Here is a 23,710-nt window from a genome sequence, read left to right on the forward strand (position 1 = left end):
GAGCGGCCATGGCGGAGGCGACTGCGGCGGGGACAGATTCAAGCGCGCGACCGGGTCCCTGGTGGGTGCTGCTGTTGGGGCTTGTGCTCCAGGTGTTCATCTGGTCCGACGCGGTCGCGCAGTCTGGCTTGCTGGCCGTCGGGGCGCAGCCCCGGTACGACATCTCTCGGGAACTCTGGTATCTGGAGGACCCGTCGGCGGCGCTGAGCTTCGATGACGTTGCTGTTCCGGCGATGGCGCCGCGCTTCCAGCCGTTTTCGCAGAATGGCAGCGCCTACAACTTCGGTTTCACCTCATCCGCGCTCTGGTTTCGCATCGTGTTGCGTGCAGATCGCGACGCCCCGCTGCTCTGGTACTGGAAAGTCGCACTGCCCACACTGGACCATGTGGATCTGTGGGTATCGAGACCCGAAGGCGGCTACAGCCCATTCCGGGCTGGCGACGCATTGCCGATGTCCGCGCACTCGGTTCGGCACAAGGACCATGTTCTGCAGGTGCCTTTGGTGCCAGGGGGTGACACCACGGTTTACATGCGGGTGCAATCCACGGGCGCCATTGCCCTGCCCGTGACGCTGTGGGAGCCGCGGGCGCTCCATGCGCACGACCATGTCGACTATGCCTTGTTGAGTCTTTATTTCGGCCTGGTGCTCGGGCTGTTCCTCTACAACCTGCTGCTCTACTTCTCCATCCGCGATCGGGCCTATCTGGCCTACGTGGTCTTCGTCGCTGGCATGGGCGCGTCGCAAGCGCTGTACACCGGGTTCGCCGCCGAATTCATCACACGCGAGAGCGCCCACTGGAACACCATCGGGATCCGTTATCTCTCGCCGCTCACGATCATGCTGTCCGTGGTGTTCACGCGCAGCTTCCTCTCCAGCCGACGACACATGCCCCGGTTGGACCGCCTGTTGCTGGGCTTGGTCATCGCGTGGGCGGCGCACTTCCCACTGGTCGAACTGGATGCGGTGGTGCTGGTGTCCAGGTTGCAGCACACGCTGGTGTTTCTGTCGGTACTGGCCTGTGCGGCGGCGGGCATCGTGGCTTACCGCCAGAAGCGTCCCGGTGCGCGTTTCTTTTTGCTGTCCTGGGCGGTGCTGCTGGTGACCATGTTCGCCCTGGCCATGCGCAACATCGGATGGTTGCCGGTGAACGCGCTGACCGAGAACCCGGTGCTGATCGGCTCGGCCGTGGAGATGGTGCTGCTGTCGTTCGCGCTGGCCGACCGCATCAACGTGACCCGGCGCGAGCAGCGCCGCGCGGAGACGCTGAACCGCGTGCGCCAGGCGCAGAAGGCCGCGGCCGACCAGGCCAATGTCGAGAAGTCGCGCTTCCTGGCCGCCATCAGCCACGACCTGCGCCAGCCGATGTACGCGCTGGGCCTGTTGGTTGATGGTCTGCGCGGCGCGAAGCTGCCGGAGTCGGTGTCCAGCGCCTTGCACGACATGAAAGGCTCGCTGACCTCGATCAATGCGCTGCTGGACTCGCTGCTGTTGATGGGACGCCTGGAAGTGGGGCGCCTGCAGCCACGCATGGAAGCGTTCCATGTTGACCAGGTGCTCGAGCGCGTGGGCAACACCTTCGAGGCGCGGGCGCAGGAGAAAGGCCTGAAATTCAGCGTGACGCCGACCCTGTGCACGCTCTACAGCGACCCGCTGTTGCTGGAGCGGATCATCAGCAACCTGGTCAGCAATGCGCTGCGCTACACGCGCGAGGGCGGGGTTCTGGTGTCGGCGAGAACGAGAAGCGACCACCTGCTGCTGCAGGTGTGGGACACGGGCCGTGGGATTCCTCTGGACCAGCAGGAGGCGATCTTCGGGGAGTTCTTCCGCCTGCGCGGCGACGACAGCGACGGCGGCGCAGGCATTGGGCTGACCATCGTGCGCAACTGCGCGCATCTTCTGGGTGGCACGGTGGGCGTGCGTTCCACGCCCGGCAGGGGCTCGTGCTTCTCGGTGCGGATTCCCTTGCACGGACCCAACGCCGGGCCGCAGCCCGCCCCGCAGGCGCTGGGAAGGGAGCGGTCCATCGATGTCCAGGCCGGGCATTCGCAAGGCCTTCGCGTGGCGGTGGTCGACGACGACGCAGTGGTGCTGCGCGCGTTGACGACGTCGCTGGCCTCGCGCGACTGTGACGTCACGGCCGCGACCTCCTGGGCCGCATTGAAAGAACAACTCGCTGCAGGTGAGCCACCGGACGTCGTGATCTGCGACTACCACGTGGGCCGGGACAGCGGGCCGGAGATCGTTGCACGCGTGCGCGCGCTGGTGGGCCGGTCCATCCCCGCGATTGTCGTGACGGGCGACACCTCCATGGAAACCGCGAACCGCGTGGGCGAGGCCGGCATCACGCTGCTGCACAAGCCGGTGGAGCCACAGGTGCTCTTTGTGATGGCCGTGCAGTTGGCTGCGCAAGGGGGCGAAGACTGACGGCGTGCGGTCGGGTCGACGTGGGCAGGGGTGGGGCGGTTCAGCGCTGGGCGCTGAGCGTGCGCAGGTCGTCCTCGTAGCGTTTGAGCGTGCGCACGGCGTTGGCGCGCTGCTCGGGTGTGGCACTGCCGTGCAATGCGGCGAACTGCGCGCAACCTGCGCGCACCATCGCATCGCTGTAAGTGCTGTACCCCGGCGCCGGCGATCGCCCGAGGCGCGCGATGTGCTCGCGCACGATTTGTTCGGCCTTCGCCGGCGTGGCTTGGGCGTCGCGCACCGTCTGCAGCAGATCGGCCTGGCGGCGCAGCCGCTCGGCCAGGGCGCGTTGCGGATCGAAGGGCGATTGCTGCAGCAGGCCGCGCAGCAGCTTGCGCTGTTCCGTGCTGAGCGCGCCGTAGAACGATTCGCTGCGGTCGACGGCCTTGTCCAGGCGCCGGGAGAGGCGCTGCTGCGGACTGCCGCGCAAGAAGTCCTTTTCGAATTCCTCGTTGCTCTTGCCCTGCCTGCGCTTGAGATGTTCCAACTGAGCCGGACTGAGCGTCAGTGCCAGGCGGGCAAAAGGCCCCACCGTCTCGGACGCCGCGCGTTCGAGCTGCAGGCGGATCGTCTCGAACTGTTCACAGGCCTGATCGGGCGACACATCGGCCAGCGCCATGGCTTGCCAATGCCGCAGGAGCTCGGCGTACGAGGGCAGGGCGTGGCGGCGGTGCCATTGGAAGAAGACCCCCACGTCCTCGCGCGCCCTCTCGGCCTGCAACGCGTCGAGGTCTGCATGGCGGTCGATCCACCAGTAGCTCAGGGTGGGGGCCTGGTTGTAGGCGAAGCGGGTGGCGGTACAGGCCACGAGCAGACCGAGCGCCAGCGTCACCCCGGCGCCCAGCCGGAGCAGGCGGGCAGCGATAATCCGCCGCTGGTGATGGCCGGCAAGAACGCCGCGCAACCCGTCAATGCAAGAGGTTTTCATGTCGTTCCCTGTGGATGTGGTGGTGATGGCAGCGGGCAAAGGCACGCGCATGAAGAGTCTTCGGCCCAAAGTGTTGCACCGTTTGGGTGGCCGTGCACTGGCCCAGCACGTGATCGACACGGCCGCGCAGTTGTCGGCGCGCTCGGTGGTGGTGATCACCGGCCATGGCGCCGAGCAGGTCGAAGCCAGCCTGGTGGTGCCGCCAGCGCCCGACGGCGTGGCGACGCCGACCTTGCGCTTCGTGCGCCAGGAGCCGCAGCTGGGCACCGGCCATGCGGTGCAGCAAGCCGCGCCAGCGCTCACCGATGACGGGGTGACGCTGGTGCTCTCTGGCGATGTGCCCCTGACCCGTGCCGAGACGCTGCAAGCCCTGCTCGACCTGTGCGCGGGGGAGCGCCTGGCCTTGCTGGCCCTGGACATGCCCGACCCGACCGGTTACGGCCGCATCGTGCGTGCCCATGCAGACGGCCCGGTACAGGCCATCGTGGAACACAAGGACGCCAACGAGGCGCAGCGCGCCATCACCGAGATCTACAGCGGCATCATGGCGGTCCCCACGCGCTTGCTGCGTGGTTGGTTGGCACGGCTGGACAACCGCAATGCCCAGAACGAGTACTACCTCACCGACGTGGTGAAGTTCGCCGTGGCCGATGGAACGGAAGTCGTGGCGCACCGCATCGCCGATGCGGTACAGGTTGCGGGTGTGAACAGTCCGGTGCAGTTGGCCGAGCTGGAGCGCGCCTACCAGCAGCGTCTGGCGCGCGCCTTGATGGAGCAGGGCGTGCGCCTGGCCGACCCGGCGCGGCTGGACGTGCGGGGTGAGTTGATGTGCGGACAGGACGTGGAGATCGATGTGAACTGCGTGTTCGAAGGCCGCGTGAAACTGGGCGACGGCGTGCGCATCGGCGCGAACTGCGTGATCGCCAACGCGGCCATCGACGCCAACGCGGTGATTCTTCCCTTCACGCACATCGAAGGCGAGACGCTGGGTGTGTCGATCGGTCGCGGTGCGCTGATTGGCCCCTTCGCGCGACTGCGCCCCGGCGCGCAGTTGGGCGAAGAAGTGCACATCGGCAACTTCGTCGAAGTGAAGAACAGCAAGCTGGCTGCGCGCGCCAAGGCCAACCACCTGGCCTATCTGGGCGACGCCACCGTGGGCGAGCGCGTCAACTACGGCGCGGGCAGCATCACGGCGAACTACGACGGCGCCAACAAGCACCGCACCGTGATCGAAGCCGATGTGCACGTGGGCAGCAACTGCGTGCTGGTGGCGCCGGTGACCATTGGTGCGGGCGGCACGGTGGGCGCGGGCTCCACCATCACCAAGAACACGGCGCCGGGCGCGCTTTCGGTTGCCAGGGGCAAGCAGGTGGCGCTGGAGAATTGGCAGCGCCCCGTGAAGAAAAAGCCCTGAGAGAACCCGCCCGGCCCACTACCCCCCGCGCACGTCCAGTGAACTGCCGTCGAAACGGCTGTTGCGGTGGGAGCGGCTGTCGTCGAACGAGCCGCCGCTGCTGGCCCGGGTGCGAGATCCGCTGGCACCGCTGCGGCGTTGGCCAAATTCGTCGAGATCCATGAGCCTGCTCATGCCCATCACTTCCGAGTCGCGGTAGCCGTTGTTGTGGCTGCTGTGCAGCGAATCGAAGGACGAGAACTGGCTCTCCAGCTGTTGCAGTGCGCTTTCCCGGGCTTCTTCCTTGGCCTTCGGCTTGGGCAGCTCGGCCAGGTTGAGCTGCGCACGGAAGTCGGCCGGGGATGGCATGCGGTGAATGCCGTTTTTCAGGAACACGAAGCGCACCCCCGCAGTTTTCAGGATGCGGTTTTTCATGACCGCCTTGTGCGCTTTTGCCTTGGCGTCGCTCAGGTGGTACTGCTCGACGTCGAATGCGAAGCTGGGTCGGCCATCCTGGCCGCACACCACGAAGTCGACACGGTAGTCCTTGAGGCGGTTGGCCGCACGCTGGCGGTCGGCCGCGCGGCGCACGGTCAGCAGGCGGGACAGACTCATATTGGGCAGCACGATCTGGCCGGGGAACGTGTCCTGCAGATAGTCCAACATGTGCGTTTGTTCGGGCGTGAGGATGCGTTCCGGCGAGTACCGGTCGTCGCGGCCCGACGAGGCGCTGGCACGTCGGCGCCGTACCAGCCAGAGGGCCAGCAGCACGGGCACCACCACCGAGGTGACGGCGATGGCCACGAGCGTGATCGTCATGGATTCCATAAAAACTCCTTGCGCCCGACCGTTGCAGTCGTCAAAGGCGTGAGTGTAAGAGCGTGTTACACATGGTCCAAGCCGTCAACCGTTCGGCTCGGCGGCGTGGCCAGTATCTGTGCTTTTTGCATCAAATACGGTCTTCCCATGCGGTCCAAGGTATTCAGGCGATGGCGCTGGGTGCCGTGCGGTGCAGGGGAAGCCGAGGGTCGAACTTCGCCTGTTTGAGGCTGAAGAACGCCTTGATGTTGCGCACGTTGGCGTCGCTCGTGAACAGCCGGCGGGCCAGTTCGAGGTAGGCGGGCATGTCGCTGCAATGGACCACCAGCATGAAGTCCGGCCCCGGGCTCACGCGGTAGCACTGTTGCACCTCGGGCGCGGGTACCACGCGCGCCTCGAACGCGTCTTGCTGTTCCGTGCCCTGGCGCTCCAACGTCACTTCCACCAGCGCCGTCAACCCATGGCCCAGCAGCGGTGCGAGCTTGTCGCGGCTCAACAATGCCACTTGTCGCTCGATCAAGCCCAGTTGGCGCAGGCGCTTGACGCGGCGCAAGCTGGTGGGGGGCGAAAGATGCGCCCGTTCGGCCAGGACCTGGTTGCTGAGCGAGGCGTCGGTTTGCAACAAATCCAGCAGCCGGAGGTCGGCTTCGTCGATGGTGATTGATTCCATGATTTCTGCTTGTGTGAAATATTTTGCGGTGCTGATGGCGGTAAGAAATTTTCCTATGATTTGGTGAAAATTTTGTCCATTAATTTCATATTGCCGTGATTAGCATCGTGCCCATTGCAAATCAGGAGCACAACATGTGTGGAATCGTGGCGGGAGTTTCGGGGCGCGACATCGTGCCGGTGCTGGTGCAAGGCCTGCAGCGTCTGGAGTACCGGGGTTACGACTCCTGTGGTGTGGCGGTGCATTCGGGTGGCTTGCAGCGCGCCCGCAGCACGGCGCGCGTGGCCGAGTTGGCGCAGCAGGTGCAGCAGGACGCCATCGCCAGTGGCACGGGCATCGCCCACACCCGTTGGGCCACGCACGGTGCGCCGGCCGTGCACAACGCCCATCCGCATTTCAGCCACGGGCCGGGCGCCGCGTCCGGTGTGGTCGGGCGGGTGGCGCTGGTGCACAACGGCATCATCGAGAACCACGACGACTTGCGCGCGGAACTGCAGGGCAAGGGTTATGTGTTCGAGAGCCAGACGGACACCGAAGTCATCGCGCACCTGATCGACTCGCTCTACGAAGGTGACGTCTTCGCGGCCCTGCAGGCCGCGGTGGTGCGTTTGCATGGCGCCTATGCCTTGGCCGTGTTCCACAAGGACGAGCCGCACCGCGTGGTCGGCGCGCGCGCCGGCTCACCGCTGGTGCTGGGTGTGGGCGAGGGCGGGACAGAGCATTTCCTGGCCAGCGATGCGATGGCGCTGGCCGGCGTCACCGACCAGATCGTGTATCTGGAAGAGGGCGACCTGGTCGACCTGCAGTTGGGCCGCTATTGGGTGCTCGACGACAGCGGCCGCGCACTCGACGCGGGACAGCGACCGGTCAAGACCGTGCTGGCCCACAGCGGTGCGGCCGAGCTCGGCCCATACCGCCACTACATGCAAAAGGAAATCTTCGAGCAGCCGCGTGCGATCGGCGACACGCTCGAAGGCGTCAACGCCATCACGCCCGAACTCTTCGGTGATGGCGCCTATGGCGTGTTCAAGGACATCGACAACGTGCTCATCCTCGCGTGCGGCACCAGCTACTACAGCGGCTGCACGGCGAAGTATTGGCTCGAATCCATCGCCCGCATTCCGACGCAAGTGGAAGTGGCGAGCGAATACCGCTACCGCACCAGTGTGCCCAATCCGCGCACGCTGGTGGTGACCATTACCCAGAGCGGCGAGACCGCCGACACCCTGGCCGCGCTGCGGCACGCGCAGGGCCTGGGCATGAAGCACACGTTGACCGTTTGCAATGTGGCCACATCGGCGATGGTGCGCGAGTGCGAGCTGGCCTATATCACCCGTGCGGGCGTCGAGATCGGCGTGGCGTCCACCAAGGCGTTCACCACGCAGCTGGCCGGCCTGTTCCTGCTCACCCTGGCGCTTGCGCAAGTGCGTGGCCACTTGAGCGACGAAGCCGAGGCCGAACACCTCAAGGCCATGCGCCACCTGCCGGTGGCCCTGCAAGCCGTTCTCGCGCTCGAGCCCCAGGTGATCAGCTGGGCCGAGGACTTTGCGCGCATGGACAACGCGCTCTTCCTGGGCCGTGGGCTGCACTATCCCATCGCGCTGGAAGGTGCCTTGAAACTCAAGGAGATCAGCTACATCCACGCCGAGGCCTACCCCGCCGGTGAACTGAAGCACGGCCCACTGGCCTTGGTGACCGCCGCGATGCCCGTGGTGACGGTGGCACCGAACGACACCTTGCTGGAAAAGCTCAAGAGCAACATGCAGGAAGTGCGCGCGCGCGGTGGCGTGCTGTATGTGCTGGCCGACGCCGACACGCGCATCACCAACAGCGAAGGCATCCACGTTATCCGTATGCCCGAGCACTATGGTGCGCTGAGCCCGCTGCTGCATGTGGTGCCGCTGCAGATGCTGGCGTACCACACGGCGTTGGCGAAGGGCACCGATGTGGACAAGCCTCGCAACCTGGCGAAGAGTGTGACGGTGGAGTGATGAGCCGCGCCTGGCGTTGGCGAGAACAAATAAAGTTCGTCAGGTCGGATTAAAGTCCGTCGGAGCGGCAGCTGTTAGGAAGGACTGATGTGCAGCAGTGGACGTCCAGCGTGTTGTCGTCAGCGAGTGCTGCTGGACGTAAAGCGGACCCTCGAGAAGGCCAGTATTGGCGACGATGCGGCGAAGCCTCTCGAACCCCGCTGCGCTCACCCACTCCTACTCGAGAACCACGTAGAACGGATCGCTCGCTGCGATGTTCGCCTCGTTCATGTAGATGTGGACGTGCGCGTCGATGAGGCCGGGCATGACGGTCAAACCCGTCACATCGACGAGGGTGACATTCCCGGGCAATTCGCCCTGAGGATCCAAGGCGCGGATGCGCCCTTCTTGGACGAGGATGTCCGTGGGACCGCCGAGCACATCCTTGCGCGGATCCAGCAGGCGTCCCCCTTTGAAAAAGACGCTGGGGTGGGTGCTTGCAGCGGGGTTCATGAGGATGGCTCCATTCTGGTGGCGGCGCTGCCAAATAGGGCTCTGAATTCCGAACCGTTTCCCGCAGGGTTTACGGCGATCCGCCGATGGGCATATTCCAAAGTCTCATGAGTGGAGCAACGCCTCTTCGGCGCGATCTCGTTGTGGATCAGCCGATGGTCATGAGCGACGCATTGCCACCCGCCGCAGCAGTGTTGATGCTGAGCGCGCGCTCCATCACCAGGCGCTCCAGGGGCACGTCGCATTTTCCGGGCTCCAGACGCTCCACGCTGATGACGGGACCGTCCCGCTGCGCCAACTGCTGCTGGATCTCGGCGAGCTGGGGCAGGTCGCCGTGCAGAAGGACCGCATCGAACGCCACCGACGGACTGAAGGGCTGGTGGGCCAAGCGCACGCTGCTGTGCAATTCCGCGGGCAAGCGTTCCAGCAGTTCCTGCGCCTGCATGGGCCATATCGCGCGGCTGCCCACTGCCAGCACGGCCGCCAGCTGCACCAGACGGTCCTGAGGGTCATCGGCGATGCTCAGCACAGCGGCACGCGGCACCAGCGAGTAGAGGTTGCTCTCGCCGGTGGGCCCTGGCAGTTCCAGCGTGTGGCGCGCGGGCATGCTCTGTCGAAAGGTCTCACATACCTCGGCCAAGCGGTGGTTGCTCTGCGCGATCGCCCAGTTCCTCAGGTGCTGCAGACCGGTGCCCGGCGAATGCCCATCTCTGGTGGGCGCGGCGTTCCCGGCTTCAGGGGTCTCCAACGCCCGCGTCAACACCGCATTCGGCCGCGCTGCCAATAGGCGGTACAGGTAGAGCGGTCCACCCGCTTTGGGGCCAGTGCCGGACAATCCTTCGCCGCCAAAGGGTTGCACGCCCACCACCGCACCCACCATGTTCCTGTTCACGTACAGATTGCCAGCGTGCGACGCGTTGACCACGCGGGCAATCGTCTCGTCGATGCGTGTGTGCAGGCCCATCGTCAAGCCATAGCCCGTGCCGTTGATCTGGGCCATGAGTCCATCGAGTTCCTCGCGTTGGTAGCGCACGAAATGCAGCACCGGGCCGAACACCTCGCGCTGCAGCACCGCCAGGTTGTCGATTTCAATCAGGGCCGGCAAGACAAAAGTTCCCCTGTCGAGCGCGTCTTCGCTGTGCCCGGCGATCTGGTGCACGCGGTGGCCTTTGGCGCGCATGGCGTGGATGTGCCGATCGATGTTGGCCTTGGCCTCGGCGTCGATCACGGGCCCCACGTCGGTGGCCAGGCGCGAGGGATCGCCCACGCGCAATTCCGCCATCGCACCCAGCAACATCTCCAGCACCCGGTCGGCGGCATCGTCCTGCACACACAGCACCCGCAGCGCGGAGCAGCGCTGGCCAGCACTGTCGAACGCCGAGGCCACCACATCGCCCACGACCTGTTCGACCAATGCAGACGAGTCCACGACCATGGCGTTCTGCCCACCCGTCTCCGCGATGAGCGCCACGGCCTGGCCGCGCGTGTTGACCCGGCCCGCCAGCTGGGCTTGCAGCAGCCGCGCGACTTCTGTGGACCCGGTGAAGAGCACCCCCTGCACCCGCAGGTCACTCACCAGCGCTGCGCCTACCTCGGCACCCGAGCCGGGGAGCCATTGCACCGCGTCGCGGGGGATGCCCGACGCCCACAGCGCTTTCACGGCCTCTGCCGCGATCAGCGGCGTTTGTTCTGCGGGTTTGGCCAGGACGACATTGCCGGCGGCCAGAGCAGCCGCGATCTGGCCGACGAAGATGGCCAGCGGAAAGTTCCAGGGACTGATGCACACCACCGGGCCCAATGGCACATGGGTGGCGTTGTCAAAGTGCGTGCGCACCTGCTGTGCGTAGTAGCGCAGAAAGTCGACTGCCTCGCGCACCTCGGCCACCGCGTTGGCCGCGGTCTTGCCAGCCTCGCGGATCAGGATGCCCATGAGTCGGGGCATGTCGCCTTGGAGATGGGCGGCGGTGAGCTCGAGCAAGCGCGCGCGTTCTTGTGGGCTCGTGCTCGCCCAGCGATAAGCGCCGTGCGTGGCCGAGTGCAGAGCGAGCTCGATGTCCGCGCGCGAGCTCGAGCGTACGGCGCCAACCTTGTCCGCGTGGTTGGCTGGATTGAGCAGTGCCTGCGATCCGGCGCCGGCGGCCTCTTCTGCCAGCAGAGGATCTGCGACAGCAAGGTCGTCCCTGAAGTCGCGGAAGGTGGCCGCCAGTTGTTGCAGCTGCACATCGTTGGCGAGATCCATACCCGACGAATTGCGCCGCCGCGAACCAAACAGCTCGTTGGGCAGGGGAATCAACGGATGCGGCAAACCGACGCCGCCTTCTGTTCGTGCGAAGGCCTCGATGGTGTTGACCGGATCGTCCACGAGCGTGTCGATGTCGATGCGTGGGTCCGCGATCTGGTTCACGAACGAGGTGTTGGCGCCGTTCTCCAGCAAGCGCCGAACGAGATAGGCCAGCAAGGTCTCGTGCGTGCCGACGGGCGCGTAGATGCGGCAAGATCGTCCCAGCTTGCCCTGCGCCGCATCGCCCACCACCTGTTCGTACAGGGGCTCACCCATGCCATGCAGGCATTGAAACTCGTACTGCTGTGGCGTGTAGCGCGACGGGTCGGCCAGTTCATAGATCGTGGCGAGGGTCTGCGCGTTGTGCGTCGCGAACTGCGGGTAGACGGCGTCGGGCGCGGCCAGCAGCTGGCGTGCGCAAGCGATGTAGGCCGCATCGGTGTACGGCTTGCGGGTGTAGACCGGATAGCCGTCCATGCCATCGACCTGGGCGCGCTTGATCTCGGTGTCCCAGTAGGCGCCCTTGACCAGGCGGACCATGAGCCGGCGCTGGCTGCGGCGGGCAAGGTCGATGATGTAGTCGATCACGAAGGGGCAGCGCTTTTGGTAGGCCTGAACGACGAAGCCCAGGCCGTTCCAGTGCTGCAACTGGGGTTCAAAGGCGAGCTTCTCCAGCAGATCGAGCGAGAGTTCTAGCCGGTCGGCCTCTTCGGCGTCGATGTTCAGGCCGATGTCGTGGCGCTTGGCCATGGCGCACAGGCGAACCAGCACGGGATAGAGCTCGGCGATCACGCGCTCGTATTGCGCACGGCTGTACCGCGGGTGCAAGGCCGAGAGTTTGATGGAGATGCCGGGTCCCTCATACACGCCCTTGCCCGCCGACGCCTTGCCGATGGCCTGGATGGCGTGTTCGTATTCGCGCAAGTACTTCTGCGCGTCGCGCGCGGTCAGCGCGGCTTCGCCCAGCATGTCGTAGGAGTATCGGAACCCCTCCTGTTCCCGAGCACGCGCGTTGCGCAAGGCTTCTTCGATGGTTTCGCCAGTGACGAACTGTTCACCCATCATCCGCATGGCCATGTCCACGCCCTTGCGGATCAAGGGCTCCCCGCCAAGACCGACGAGGCGGCCCAACGCCGACGACAGGCCCGACTCGCTGTGCGTGGCCACCAGCTTGCCGGTGATGAGCAAGCCCCATGTGGCGGCGTTGACGAACAGGGAAGGGCTTCGGCCCAGGTGCGAATGCCATTGCCCACGCGCGATCTTGTCGCGGATCAGATCGTCGCGCGTGGCCTTGTCGGGAATGCGCAGCAAGGCCTCGGCCAGGCACATCAAGGCAATGCCTTCCTGCGAAGACAGGGCGTATTGCTGCAGGAGGTTCTGCACCAGACCCGCGCGGCTGAAGCTGGCCTTGCGTGTGCGCAAGGTGCCGGCGATGCGCGATGCCAGCGCCTTGACGCGCGAAGCGGCGTCTGGCGCGAGCCGTGCCGCCTGTAACGCATGGGCCACTGCGGCGGGCTCAGGTGCGCGCCAAGCGGCCGTGATGGCCTGGCGCAGCAGGGTGGAGCCGAAAGGGGAAGGTCGAAAGAACGTCTCGGAAATGCGTGTGGAAGCTGTGTGCATGCAGAACACCTTTCGAAGTGATTGCTGCAATGGTCCTCATTTCTTATGGCATATTGTTTCGAATTTTCAAATGTTCCTGGAGTTATTCACTATGAACGAGCTTCCCGAACTGGATCGGATCGACTGGCGCATTCTGCAGAACCTGCAGGACGATGGCCGCATGTCGAACTTGAAGTTGGCCGAGGCCGTGGCGCTCTCGCCCACCGCCGTGCTGGCGCGGGTCCAGCGCCTCACACGGGACGGTTTCATCGAAGGCTACGAAGCGCGTTTGAACCCGCGGTTGATCGGCGTGGGCATGCTGGTGTTCGTGGAGGTGCTGCTCGACCGCACCACGCCCAATGTGTTCGACCAGTTCCGCGCGGCCGTGCAGGTCCATCCGGAGATCCTGGAATGCCACATGGTCGCGGGGGGCTTCGACTACCTGATCAAGACCCGTGTGGCCGACATGAATGCCTACCGCCTGTTTGCCGGCACGGTGCTCTGGCAACTGCCGGGCGTGCGGGAGACCCGCACCTACGCGGTGATGGAAGAGGTCAAAAACTCGACAAAGTTGCCACTCGCCTTGAGCTAGCGGCGACGCTGGACACACCACATTCGCCGTGCGGGTTCCATCAGCGCCCAGCAGCTGGGCCCAACCATGTTGGAAGACATTAGCAAGGCAGGCGGCACGTTGATCCGCGCCGAACTGAAAGGTGTGGTGATCGGCCAGCCTTTCCAACTGGAGCTGGCGGGGGAGTCCGGCGCCACGACCATCCACGCCGAGCGCAGCTCCCCCCCCTCATGGCCGTCCGACGCGCTTTATTCCCGGAGGTCAGTTCCTCCGTGGCCTACGCCCGCCTTGGCATCGTCACGATGCCACCCAGTGTCGCGTAGAGCGGCCCACCCAGCCGGCAAATCGGGTCGAGCTCGGCCGTGCGGATCTTGCCGTTCACCAGCAGGCCGTCTCGAACATGGAAGCGCAGCACCTCACCCACCATGAGGCGGCTGGGCTGTTCGCCGAAGTCGATGCAGCTGTGCAGCCGACATTCGAGGCTTACGGGGACATCCGCGAGACGGGGTGTTTGAACCACCGTACCGGCACAGGTCGCGAGGCCCAGTGTGTCCACTTCGCTGACCTCGGGTGGATATTCGACCGAGCTTGCGTTGACCGCCTCAAGAAACGACTGGTCGGCCACATTCACCACGAACTCCTTCGTGGCCAGAATGTTGTGGCCGGTGTCCTTCATCCCGCTGGCCTTCACTCCCACGCTGATGGCCACCATGGGTGGGCGGTGTGAGACGAACGTGAATGCGGAGAACGGCGCCAGGTTCACGCGCCCACTGGCGTTCAGCGTCGTGACCCACGCAATGGGACGTGGCACGATGATGCCCGTCAACAACTTGTAGGCCTGCTCCACGCTCAATCCGGCGGCATCGATTTCCATGGCCGCATCCTACGAGGTGCGATTCAAAAGGAAAAGTGAATTGTTCTTGGGCTGAGATCAATATTTCCTGGAGCCTCAAGAGCCCATTTCAAGCTCGCGCAGATGGCCCGACTTTTTCTTGGAAACGGTGGTGGCCAGGATCTCGCTCAGCGCCGAGACCAGGGCCGGGTGGCCTTGGTCGACGCGGTGCACAAGGCCGATCTGCCGAGTGATCTGGGGCTCCGTGAGCAACCAGAACTGCACCTTCTTTTCCAGCGCCCACAGGTAGCCCGACAGCGGCAGTATGGAGATGCCAAAGCCCCGCACCACCATGCCCGCGATCGCCTCGAGCGAGTTGAGTTCCATGACCTCGTTGGTCTTCAGGCGGTGGCGTCTGAAGGCGCTGTGGGTGAGTTGGCCCGTCCATGAGGTGCGGCTGATGCCGATGAACGGGTGGGCGGTCAACGCCGCCGACAAACTCTTCACCCGCACATCAGGGGGCGCCACGAGCACCAATGGCTCGCCAACCAGCGGATGCCAGGCAACGCTCTGCGGCAACCGGAAGGGCGGCTCGGACACGATCGCAGCGTCGAGCTCGCCTTGCTCGACCTTGCGCATCAGCTCGTCCGACACACCGTTGCACACCTGCACCACGATGCCGGGATGCAATTGCCGCATCAGCAGCAAGGCGTCGGGCAACAGCTTGGCAAACGTGTGGTGGATGGCGCCCAGCGCGAGCGTGCCGCCCAACTGCCGGTTGTCCAGGCCGTTGCCGATGTTGTCGTAGAGATCGACCAAGGCCGGCACGCGCAAAGCGAGCTCACGGCCCGCGGTGTTGAGGGTGGCGGTGCGCGCGCTGCGGTCGAACAACTGGGTTCGCAGCTTCTCTTCCAGGCCAGTCATCTGAATGCTGACCGCGGCCTGCGTCAGCCCGATCTTCTGCGCGGCGGCGGCAAAACTGCCCGTGCGCGATACCACCAAAAACGTCTTGAACCAGCGCATGGACATGGGATGGGCTCTTTTTGAAAAGACAAATATTAATTGTGCTCAGCGAAAAATCAATTAACTTTTATTTTTATCTTATCGCTCATAGGATCGCCCATATCCCGTTCACCAGTGGACCAGGACTTGGCCACCGCCCCGGAGAAGGAACACCTGATGAGTTGGCAGCCGGAAGCAGACGACATTGCGCAACGCAGAGCCTGGTCGCGCGAGCACGGCGACGCGGACGTGCTGGCGCGCTACAAAGCCAACGGTTGGAAGACGGTGCGCGAGCGCATCGACCTGCTGGCGGACCCGGATTCGTTTCAGGAAATCGGCCAGCTTGCGGGAGCTGCCACCTACGACGGAGATCGCGTGGTGGGTGTGACGCCCTCGGGGTTCAAGATGGGCCTTGCCGACATCGACGGCCGGCCAGTGGTGGTGGGGGGTGACGACTTCTCCGTGCGCGGTGGATCCAGCGCCGGCCACCGCCCCAAGGGTGGACACAACGGCTTCTCGGGCGATCTGGCATTCGAGTACCGCATTCCACTGGTCAACCTGTACCACGGTGCCGGCGGCAGCGTGGCGGGCGTGCGCAGCCGTGGCTACGCACTCTATCCCGGGTCGAATTCTTCGCGCCATTTTGCCGAGCTGCTGGGACACGTGCCGGTTGTGAGCGCTGTGATGGGCACGTCCGCGGGTGGGCCGGCCGGCCGGGCTGTGTTGTCGCACTTCTCGGTCATGGTGCGCGGCACCAGCCAGCTCTTTGCATCCGGCCCTCCCGTCGTCAAACGCGCACTCAATGTCGACATTTCAAAAGAAGATCTGGGCGGTGCCAAGGTGGCGGTTGACAAGGCAGGCACCATCGACAACGCGGTCGACAGCGAAGAAGAATGCCTGGCGACCATCCGGCGGTTCCTGAGCTACATGCCGCAGAACGTGTGGGAACTGCCCCCGCGGGTGGAGACGGACGACCCGAAAAACCGACGCGAAGAGGCGCTTCTGAGCATCGTGCCCCGCAACCGCCGCATGCCTTACGACATGAAGAAGCTGCTCAAGCTGGTGGTCGACCGCGACTCGTTCTTCGAGATCCAGCCCACCTTTGGCCGCTCCGTCATCGCCGGGCTTGCCCGGCTGGATGGCTATGTGGTGGGCATCATCGCCAACACGCCCATGTTCAATGGCGGCGCCATCGATGGCGCCGCGGCGCGCAAGCAGACACGCATGATCGATTTGTGCGACACCTTCCACATTCCCATCGTGTTCATGGTCGACGCGCCCGGTTTCGCCATTGGACCGGATGCCGAACAAGCGGGCGCCTTGCGCGAGGGCATGCGCTGCATGCAGGCGCGCATGCAGGCCACGGTGCCCATCATCAGCGTGGTCGTGCGGCGCTGCTTCGGGTTCGGGGGCATGGTCACGCGCGACAACCTGGGTCTGGACTTCAAAGTGGCATGGCCGTCCGCGCAGATCGGGTCCTTGCCCTTGGAAGGTGGCGTGCTCGCGGCTTACCGCCGCGAGATCGAGAGCGCCGATGACCCGCAAGCCAAGCAGCGCGAGATCGAACAAGAGTTGCTGCACAAGAGTTCGCCGTTTTCGATGGCAGAAGCCTTTGCCATCGAAGACCTGATCGATCCGCGTGAGACCCGACCCTACCTGTGCCGGTTCATCCGGGCCATGCAGAGCCGGCTACGCGTGGACCTCGGCCCCAAAGGGCGCATCGGCCCGCGGGTGTAGAGCACACGGTGCAGGGATGCGCTTTGCGCAAGCGTTTTGTTGACGTCGAAAAGAAAGAGAGACAAGCATGAAACGTTTCGAATCCGACACATCGGCGCCACGCCGGTCATTTCTTTCGCGCACCCCCACGGCGCTCGCCTTGTTGGGATTGGGGCACCCAAAGGTCTTCGCGCAGGCCTACCCCGCCAAGCCCCTGCGCATCATCGTGGCCGTCGCGCCCGGTGGCCCCACGGACCATCTCGCGCGCCTCATCGGGCAGAAACTCGCGCAGGCATGGGGCCAACCGGTGACCATCGACAACCGGCCCGGCGCGGGCCAGCTCATTGGCACGGCGGCGGCGGCCAAGGCGCCCGCCGATGGCTACACGCTGCTGATGACCACCAACGTCTTCCCGGTGAACACCTTCCTGTATGCGAAGTTGCCGTACGACCCGCAGAAAGACTTTGTGCCGGTCTCGCTCGTGGCATCGGCCAGTCTCACGCTGGTGGTGAATCCGGAGTTGAAGGTGTCCACGTTGAGCGAACTGATCGCCTACGCGAAGCAGAACCCGGGCAAGCTGAATTTCGGCTCCAGCGGCGTGAGTTCCTCCTTGCGCTTCGCGGTGGAGCTTCTCAAATCGATGGCCGGCATCGAGATGACGCACGTGCCCTTCAGCGGCGCAGCGCCCATGATGACCGCGCTGCTGGGCAATGTGGTGCAACTCGCAATCGTCGATTCGAAAGTGGCCAAGGTGCCCATCGATGCCGGCCGGGTGCGGGCATTGGCGGTCACGAGCGCGGCCCGCTCGCCGAACATGCCCAATGTGCCCACCATCAGCGAAGAAGGTCTGCGTGGCTACGCGGCCGGCTCGTGGTTCGGGTTGCTCGCGCCGGCCGGCACGCCGGCGCCCGTGGTCGAGAAGATCCAGGCCGAGGTGGCCAGGATTCTGAAGATGCCCGACGTGGCACAGAACCTGGCCGACCACGACGAAGTCCCCATCGGCAGCACGCCCGCCGAGTTCGCGGCGTACATCAACGCCGAGTCCGAGAAGTGGGGAAAGATCATCAAGGACAACAACATCACGGCGCAATAGCGCCCGCGTGAATGCTCGCGATCAAGGAAGGAATCGAATGACAAAACCCGTGCCTAGCGGTCCGCTGTTGGGATACCGCGTGCTGGAACTCTGCAGCACCATTGCCGGTCCCGCGTGCGCACGCCTGATGGCCGACTTCGGTGCCGAGGTCATCAAGGTCGAGCCATTCGAAGGCGATTCGGTGCGCAACCTCGGGTACCACGAGGGCGACACTTCCTTGTATGCCAGCTCGATTCTGCGCAACAAGAAGGCGGTGTCGATCGATTTGAAAACGGCACGCGGGGTGGAGATCGTGCGTGCGTTGGCGAAGCGGTGTGACGTCGTTGTCGAGAACTTTCGCCCGGGCACGCTGGAGCGCCTCGGCCTGGGTTACGACGTGCTGCAGCGCGACAACCCCGGTCTTGTGCTGGTGCGCATCAGCGGGTATGGACAGACCGGGCCTTACAGTGCCAAGGCAGGCTATGGCGCGATCTGCGAAGCGACCGCGGGCGTTCGCCACATGACGGGCGATCCCGACCGGCCACCCTCTCGCGTCGGCCTCGCCACCACCGACTACCTGGGCTCGGTGTACGCCGCCTATGGCGCGGCGCTGGCCTTGTTGCAACGCGAGAAAACGGGCCGGGGCCAGGTGGTGGATGCGGCGCTGTACGAAGCCGCGTTCAGCATGATGGAATCCATCGTGCCGGCCTACGATCGCCTGAAGGTGGTGCCCAGCCGCACCGGCTCGCGCTTGCAGAGCACGGCACCCAACAACCTCTACGTGGGCAACGACGGCGCCTACGTGCTCATCACCGCCAACAACGACAAACTGTTCCGGGAACTGGCCGTGGCCATGGGTTCGCCCCATCTGGTCGACGATGCGCGTTTCGCAACGGTGCGGGCACGCGCCGAACACGCTGACGAGGTGGACGCCGCGCTCGCCGCCTGGGTGTCCGGGCACAGCGCGCAAGAGGTGCAGACGCTGCTGGATGCCGCAGGCATTCCCGTGTCGCTGGTCTACACCGTGCAGGACATCTTCCAGGACCCGCACTTCCGGGCGCGCGACATGCTGGTGTCGGTGGACCATCCTGCGCTGCATGCAGTGACGATGACGGGTGTGGTGCCCAAGCTGTCGGACACGCCCGGTGGCATCCACCGCGCTGGCCCGTCGCTGGGCGAAGACACCTCGGCCGTGCTGCGCGGCTTGCTCGGGCTCGATGCGCAAGCGCTGAGCGAGCTGGAAGCGCAAGGTGTGGTGCGCATGGCGCAGGCGCAAACCGAAGGCATGGGCGCATGAACCGAGCGGACGCGGGCTGGCAAGCCCACACGCCCGTGCTCGTGGGGTTCGGCACGTCAAGCCGGCGTGAGCAAGCGTTTCAAGACGCACTGGAACCGATGGACCTCATGCAGGAGGCGGTGGCCGCTGCAGGTGCCGACAGCCAGGCGCCCCACATGCTCGAAGAGATCGAACACATTGCCGTTCCACGCGGCCGCTGGTCCTATGCCAATCCGGCGGGGGAAATTGCGCGCAAGACCGGCGCACGGGATGCCACCACGGTGCTGGCCACGGTCGGTGTGTTGCAGCAAACGCTGGTGGGCGATGCCTGCGCGCGCATCGCTCGCGGCGAGATCGCATCGGCCTTGGTGGCGGGCGCCGATGCGGGCCACCGGCTGCTGCGTGCACAGCTGGAACAACAGGCGGTCGTGAACCGCGAGCAGCACGACCGTCCGGACATTTTCATGGAGCCTGCGGAGGACCTGCGCCACCCGGTAGAACGGCGCGCGGGCATGCAGATGCCGGTGGGCCTGTATGCCATTCTCGAATCGGCGTACCGCGCGAAACAAGGACTTGGCGTCGCCCAGCACCGCGATCGCATCGCAGCGCTTTGGAGCCGCTTCAGCCACATCGCTGCGAAGAACCCACACGCCTGGAACGCCCATCCGTTCTCGCCGAGCGACATTCGCGAGGTGTCGGCGCACAACCCCATGCAGGCGTTTCCGTACACGCGCCGGCACTGCTCCAACTGGAATGTGGACCAGGGCGCTGCCTTGCTGCTGTGCTCCGCGTCGCGCGCGCAGGCCTTGGGCATTCCTCGATCGCGCTGGATCTACGCGCGGGCCAGCGCCGAGTCCAACCACATGGTGCCGGTGTCGGCGCGGGCCAACCTTGCCGATTGTGTCGGTGCGGGCATCGCCGGGCGAGCTGTTCTGGACGCGGGCGGCATCGACGCAGGGCAGCTGGATCTGATTGATTTCTACAGCTGCTTTCCCATTGCCGTTCAGGCCTATGCCGAGGCACTGGGCCTTCCGCTGGAGCGCGACCTCAGCTTGACCGGCGGCATGGCTTTCGCGGGTGGTCCCTACAACAACTACTTCCTTCAGGCGACCTGCAGGGCCGCCGAGTTGATGCGGGCCGGCAAGGGGCGCAACGCCTTGCTGTCGTGCGTGTCGGGTGTGTTGACCAAGCAGGGGTTCGGGCTCTGGTCGGTGGATGCACCCACGGCCCCCTTCGTGCACGCGGATCTCACCGACACGGTCGCGGCCCGAACGCCCATCCACCAGGTGCTTGACGACTTCAGCGGCGACGCCACGGTGGTCGGCGTCACCGTGCTGTACGGGCGCGACCACCCACCCAGAGGCATCGCCTTGCTCGATACGCCCAGCGCCGAGCGCGCCTTGGCCACCACCGAAGACGCGGCCTTGATTTCGATCGTGCAAGAGCGCGAACTGGTGGGCGAGCGCGTGCGCGTGCGCGCGAACCAGATCGCCCAAGTGCTCTGACCTGCGCGCTACGCCCCCATTCATCCACGCACACAGGAACACGTATGACAGCGGTTTATGCCCACGAATTGCAAGCAGGAGATCGGTACGAAGATTTTGAGTTCAAGGTCAGCGCCGACCTGAACCAGCAGTGGTTGTTTGCGGTGGAAGACTTCAACCCGCTGTACCTGCATGGGCAGAACGGCGAGCCGCCGCTGGTGCACCCGGTCGTCCTGATGCAGATGAGCCCGCGCACCCGAAGCCCTTCGTTTCGGCAGGCACCCCATCTCGGCTCTGCGTTGGCCCGCGACTGCACCACGTTTCTCAAACCGGTTCGCGTGGGCACCCGGTTGCGCGTGCAGTGGGTGGTGACCAAGACCTACGAGCAGCGCAACAAGATCTACCAGGACTATGTGGCGACCCTCTTTGACGAGAGCAACGAGGAGGTGATGCGGCGCGAAATTTCATCCACCTTCTTCTCGCTCGACACGGCCAGGCGCACAGCGCTGGAGGAAAAATCATGAACCTTCCCATCCTCTCCATGAAACCGGGCGACATCCGGAGCAGCGCCGTGCGCACGATCACGCTCTCGCGCGTGCTGGCCTTGTCCGGCGGTCCGCTGGACAAGCCCGGCTGGCCCGACAAGAACCTGCACACGGACGAGAAAGCGGCGGCTGCCGCCGGTCTTCCCCACATCGTGGCGTCGGGCACGCAGTGGGAGGGCCACATGGCAGGACTGATGGTCGACACCATGGGCCTGGCCTGGTTCAGCGGCGGCAGCATGAACGTGAAGATTCCGCGCAGCGTCCAGATCGGCGACAGCCTGGTGTCCAAGCTGCAGCTCGATGCCATCGTGCAGCGGGACGACGACCGCGCGGTCGCCGAGTTCACCGTGTGGTGCGAGAACGCGCAGGCTCAGCAGGTGCTGGTGGGTACCGCCACTTGCCCCATGCCGCAAGACGGGGGACAACAGCCGTGATCCGTCTGAACGAAGCCACCACCAAACAATGGCTGCGCGACCAGGGCTTGCCCGTGCCCTGGGGTGTGGCGGCGCAGTCGCCCGAAGCCGCGCGCGCCACCGTGCGGGATTTCTCCGGCGCCACCGTCGTCAAGGCCATGGTGCCCACGGGCCGCCGCGGCAAGGCCGGCGCCGTTCTCATGGCCGACGACGCCGAGCAGCGCGCCAGTGCAACGGACAGCTTGATCGGTCGCACGGTCAACGGTTACGCGGTGAAAGCGGTCTACGTGGAAGAACGCATGGCCATCGAAGCCGAGTACTACCTCGCATTCCTTCTCAGCGGCGCCATGCCGCGGATTCTCCTGAGCCGGCGAGGCGGCGTCGACATTGAAGACGTCACGCGCGAAGACCCCGATGCGATCGTGCAGGCCGACATTGATCCCCTCACCGGTCTCACCCCCTGGGCGGCCAGCGAGTTGTGGCTGAGGGCCGGTGTGACAGGGCCCGCCCTGGGTGCGCTCGCGGACCTCAGCAGCCGGCTGTACCAAGCCTTCTGCGCGGCCGATGGCCTGATGCTGGAGATCAACCCACTGGCCATCGGTTCCGGCGGACGCCTCTGCCTGGTCGGCGCAATGATGGGTGTCGACCCGCATGCGATGTTCCGGCATCCCGAATGGAGCGCGTCGGCCGATCCCCTGCCCGACAACCCACGCGAACGTGCCGTGGCACTGGCCAACCGATTGCCCAGCGGTGGCGAGTGCCAATACGTGGAGCTCGCGGGCGACATCGGCCTGCTGGTCGGCGGCGGCGGTGCAGGGCTCTACCAGCACGACCTGGTGCTGTCGTTCGGCGGGGCCCCCGCCAACCACTGCGTGACGCCCCCCACATCGGCCGACACCACGAAGCTCAGGGCGGTGTTGACGGCGATTCTCGACAACCCGGCGTTGCGCGGTCTGCTCGTGGGCTTCAATTTTGCGCAGATGGCGCGCACCGACATTCGGGTGCGCACGCTGGTCGAAGTGCTGGACGAAAAGCAGATCGACACGCGGCAACTGCCCATCGTGATCCGCCTCTTCGGCGCGGGCGAAGAAGCGTCGCGCGCCATGATCGCGGGCCGACCCAACATCCACTACGTGCCGCGCGGCACCACACTGAAGGAGGCGGCCCGCATGGTGGTCGAGCTCACTGCCGCCCACCGCGTGGTGGAGGAGGCAGCGCCATGAGCATCCTTCTGGATTCCTCTACCCACGCCATTGTGCAAGGCATCACCGGTGCACAGGCCCGCTTCGACACGGAATGGTGCTTGCGCTATGGCACGCGCATCGTGGCCGGCGTGACGCCGGGCCGCGGTGGCGAGAAGGTGCACGGCGTGGAGGTCTTCGACACGGTGCGCCGCGCCACCGAAGGACGCCGTGTGGACGCGTCCGTGCTCTACGTGCCGCCGGCGGCCGTGAAGCCGGCAGTGCTGGAAGCCATCGATGCGCAGATCCGCCTCATCGTCGTCACCGCCGAGTACGTGCCACAGCACGACGTGGTCGCGGTGGTGGCCGCGGCGCGCCGCGCGGGCGTCCATCTGGTGGGCTGCAACACCAATGGGGTGATTTCACCGGGACACAGCAAGCTCGGGGGCATCGGCGGCATGAACCCGGCGGAGATATTCCTGCCAGGATCGATTGGCGTGGTCTCGCGCTCGGGCGGCATGGTGGCCGAGATCGGCCTCGCGCTGAAAGCTGGGGGGTACGGCATCTCGTCCGCGATCGGCATGGGGGGAGACGCGGTCACCGGCATGCGCATGGCCGACTACCTGCGCCTGTTCGAGGAGGACGTCGCCACGCAAGCGGTCGTGCTCTTCGGCGAACCCGGCACGGACAACGAACAGGAAGTGGCGGCACTCGTGGCCAGCGGGGCCACGCGAAAACCGGTGATCGGCATGGTCGCGGGCGAGTTCCAGGAGCGCTATCCACCGGGCATCAGCTTTGGGCATGCGGCGGCCATGATCACCGACGTGGCCCAGAGCGCGTCGGCCAAGCGAGAGCTCTTGCGCAAGGCAGGGGTGCATGTCGTGTTGTCGCTGGAAGAAATCTCGCCGCTGCTGGGAAGTTTGCTTCGTTGATGTTGTCTACCACCCAGGCCGCATCACAACGGCGGCCGCACTCTAGGGGAA

Annotated in this window: 19 protein-coding genes; 12 read left to right on the forward strand and 7 right to left on the reverse strand. The window is 65.3% G+C overall.

Annotated features, from left to right (window positions below; all coding sequences use genetic code 11):
* Nucleotides 1-8 precede the first annotated feature (8 nt).
* The gene (locus tag F9K07_RS04775) at nucleotides 9-2,426 is read left to right on the forward strand and encodes a 7TM diverse intracellular signaling domain-containing protein (protein WP_159589888.1); all 2,418 of its coding nucleotides are present in this window, start codon (nucleotides 9-11) and stop codon (nucleotides 2,424-2,426) included.
* Nucleotides 2,427-2,466: 40 nt separating this feature from the next.
* Here F9K07_RS04775 and F9K07_RS04780 read toward each other — a convergent pair whose 3' ends face one another.
* A complete protein-coding gene (locus tag F9K07_RS04780) occupies nucleotides 2,467-3,390 on the reverse strand; it encodes a DUF6279 family lipoprotein (RefSeq protein ID WP_159589890.1) in 924 nt (307 codons plus the stop codon).
* On the opposite strand from F9K07_RS04780, the gene glmU reads away from it, so the two are divergent.
* Nucleotides 3,389-4,804 carry a bifunctional UDP-N-acetylglucosamine diphosphorylase/glucosamine-1-phosphate N-acetyltransferase GlmU gene (glmU, locus tag F9K07_RS04785; protein ID WP_159589892.1) on the forward strand — a complete coding sequence of 472 codons (1,416 nt, stop codon included), beginning with the start codon at nucleotides 3,389-3,391 and terminating at the stop codon, nucleotides 4,802-4,804. The genes F9K07_RS04780 and glmU overlap by 2 nt on opposite strands.
* 18 nt (nucleotides 4,805-4,822) lie before the next feature.
* On the opposite strand, the gene F9K07_RS04790 is transcribed toward glmU, so the two are convergent.
* Together F9K07_RS04790 and F9K07_RS04795 are read right to left on the reverse strand one after the other, a co-directional pair.
* Nucleotides 4,823-5,611: a DUF2726 domain-containing protein gene (locus F9K07_RS04790; protein ID WP_159589894.1), complete on the reverse strand. Its 789-nt coding sequence runs from the start codon at nucleotides 5,609-5,611 to the stop codon at nucleotides 4,823-4,825.
* A gap of 154 nt (nucleotides 5,612-5,765) precedes the next feature.
* Nucleotides 5,766-6,272, reverse strand: coding sequence for an Lrp/AsnC family transcriptional regulator (locus F9K07_RS04795; protein WP_159589896.1), 507 nt, complete (start codon nucleotides 6,270-6,272; stop codon nucleotides 5,766-5,768).
* Between the two features lie 134 nt (nucleotides 6,273-6,406).
* Between F9K07_RS04795 and glmS the strand changes: the two genes are divergently transcribed.
* Nucleotides 6,407-8,263 carry a glutamine--fructose-6-phosphate transaminase (isomerizing) gene (gene glmS / locus F9K07_RS04800; protein ID WP_159589898.1) on the forward strand — a complete coding sequence of 619 codons (1,857 nt, stop codon included), beginning with the start codon at nucleotides 6,407-6,409 and terminating at the stop codon, nucleotides 8,261-8,263.
* A gap of 216 nt (nucleotides 8,264-8,479) precedes the next feature.
* Here the strand turns inward: glmS and F9K07_RS04805 are convergent, their stop codons facing one another.
* Together F9K07_RS04805 and putA are read right to left on the reverse strand one after the other, a co-directional pair.
* Nucleotides 8,480-8,755 carry a hypothetical protein gene (locus F9K07_RS04805; protein ID WP_159589900.1) on the reverse strand — a complete coding sequence of 92 codons (276 nt, stop codon included), beginning with the start codon at nucleotides 8,753-8,755 and terminating at the stop codon, nucleotides 8,480-8,482.
* Between the two features lie 148 nt (nucleotides 8,756-8,903).
* Nucleotides 8,904-12,656, reverse strand: coding sequence for a trifunctional transcriptional regulator/proline dehydrogenase/L-glutamate gamma-semialdehyde dehydrogenase (putA, locus tag F9K07_RS04810; protein WP_159589902.1), 3,753 nt, complete (start codon nucleotides 12,654-12,656; stop codon nucleotides 8,904-8,906).
* Between the two features lie 91 nt (nucleotides 12,657-12,747).
* Here putA and F9K07_RS04815 point away from each other — a divergent pair, with 91 nt between their 5' ends.
* Nucleotides 12,748-13,227, forward strand: coding sequence for an Lrp/AsnC ligand binding domain-containing protein (locus F9K07_RS04815; RefSeq protein ID WP_159589904.1), 480 nt, complete (start codon nucleotides 12,748-12,750; stop codon nucleotides 13,225-13,227).
* A 256-nt stretch (nucleotides 13,228-13,483) separates the two neighbouring features.
* Here the strand turns inward: F9K07_RS04815 and F9K07_RS04820 are convergent, their stop codons facing one another.
* Both F9K07_RS04820 and F9K07_RS04825 read right to left on the reverse strand, forming a co-directional pair.
* On the reverse strand, nucleotides 13,484-14,080 hold the full coding sequence (locus F9K07_RS04820; protein WP_159589906.1) for a flavin reductase family protein: 597 nt from the start codon (nucleotides 14,078-14,080) through the stop codon (nucleotides 13,484-13,486).
* Between the two features lie 75 nt (nucleotides 14,081-14,155).
* Nucleotides 14,156-15,067, reverse strand: a complete 912-nt coding sequence (locus F9K07_RS04825; protein ID WP_159589908.1) for a LysR family transcriptional regulator — start codon at nucleotides 15,065-15,067, stop codon at nucleotides 14,156-14,158.
* Between the two features lie 150 nt (nucleotides 15,068-15,217).
* Between F9K07_RS04825 and F9K07_RS04830 the strand changes: the two genes are divergently transcribed.
* The 8 genes from F9K07_RS04830 to F9K07_RS04865 all read left to right on the forward strand — a co-directional run bounded on the left by F9K07_RS04830 (nucleotide 15,218) and on the right by F9K07_RS04865 (nucleotide 23,659).
* Nucleotides 15,218-16,777 carry an acyl-CoA carboxylase subunit beta gene (locus F9K07_RS04830; protein ID WP_159589910.1) on the forward strand — a complete coding sequence of 520 codons (1,560 nt, stop codon included), beginning with the start codon at nucleotides 15,218-15,220 and terminating at the stop codon, nucleotides 16,775-16,777.
* Nucleotides 16,778-16,844: 67 nt separating this feature from the next.
* The gene (locus F9K07_RS04835) at nucleotides 16,845-17,849 is read left to right on the forward strand and encodes a Bug family tripartite tricarboxylate transporter substrate binding protein (RefSeq protein WP_159589912.1); all 1,005 of its coding nucleotides are present in this window, start codon (nucleotides 16,845-16,847) and stop codon (nucleotides 17,847-17,849) included.
* 37 nt (nucleotides 17,850-17,886) lie between these two features.
* Nucleotides 17,887-19,125, forward strand: coding sequence for a CaiB/BaiF CoA transferase family protein (locus F9K07_RS04840; protein ID WP_159589914.1), 1,239 nt, complete (start codon nucleotides 17,887-17,889; stop codon nucleotides 19,123-19,125).
* Nucleotides 19,122-20,609, forward strand: coding sequence for an acetyl-CoA acetyltransferase (locus F9K07_RS04845; RefSeq protein ID WP_159589916.1), 1,488 nt, complete (start codon nucleotides 19,122-19,124; stop codon nucleotides 20,607-20,609). Before F9K07_RS04840 ends, F9K07_RS04845 begins: the two co-directional genes overlap by 4 nt.
* A 44-nt stretch (nucleotides 20,610-20,653) precedes the next feature.
* On the forward strand, nucleotides 20,654-21,112 hold the full coding sequence (locus tag F9K07_RS04850) for a hypothetical protein (RefSeq protein ID WP_159589918.1): 459 nt from the start codon (nucleotides 20,654-20,656) through the stop codon (nucleotides 21,110-21,112).
* Nucleotides 21,109-21,567, forward strand: coding sequence for a MaoC family dehydratase (locus tag F9K07_RS04855; RefSeq protein WP_159589920.1), 459 nt, complete (start codon nucleotides 21,109-21,111; stop codon nucleotides 21,565-21,567). Before F9K07_RS04850 ends, F9K07_RS04855 begins: the two co-directional genes overlap by 4 nt.
* On the forward strand, nucleotides 21,564-22,769 hold the full coding sequence (locus F9K07_RS04860) for an ATP-grasp domain-containing protein (RefSeq protein ID WP_159589922.1): 1,206 nt from the start codon (nucleotides 21,564-21,566) through the stop codon (nucleotides 22,767-22,769). The genes F9K07_RS04855 and F9K07_RS04860 overlap by 4 nt, the downstream gene beginning before the upstream one ends.
* Nucleotides 22,766-23,659 (forward strand): succinate--CoA ligase subunit alpha, encoded by an 894-nt coding sequence (locus F9K07_RS04865; RefSeq protein WP_159589924.1) that lies wholly within the window; start codon nucleotides 22,766-22,768, stop codon nucleotides 23,657-23,659. Before F9K07_RS04860 ends, F9K07_RS04865 begins: the two co-directional genes overlap by 4 nt.
* The last annotated feature ends 51 nt before the right edge of the window (nucleotides 23,660-23,710 follow it).

Origin of the sequence: Hydrogenophaga sp. BPS33, from assembly GCF_009859475.1 — a bacterium.
GTDB lineage: Bacteria > Pseudomonadota > Gammaproteobacteria > Burkholderiales > Burkholderiaceae_C > Hydrogenophaga.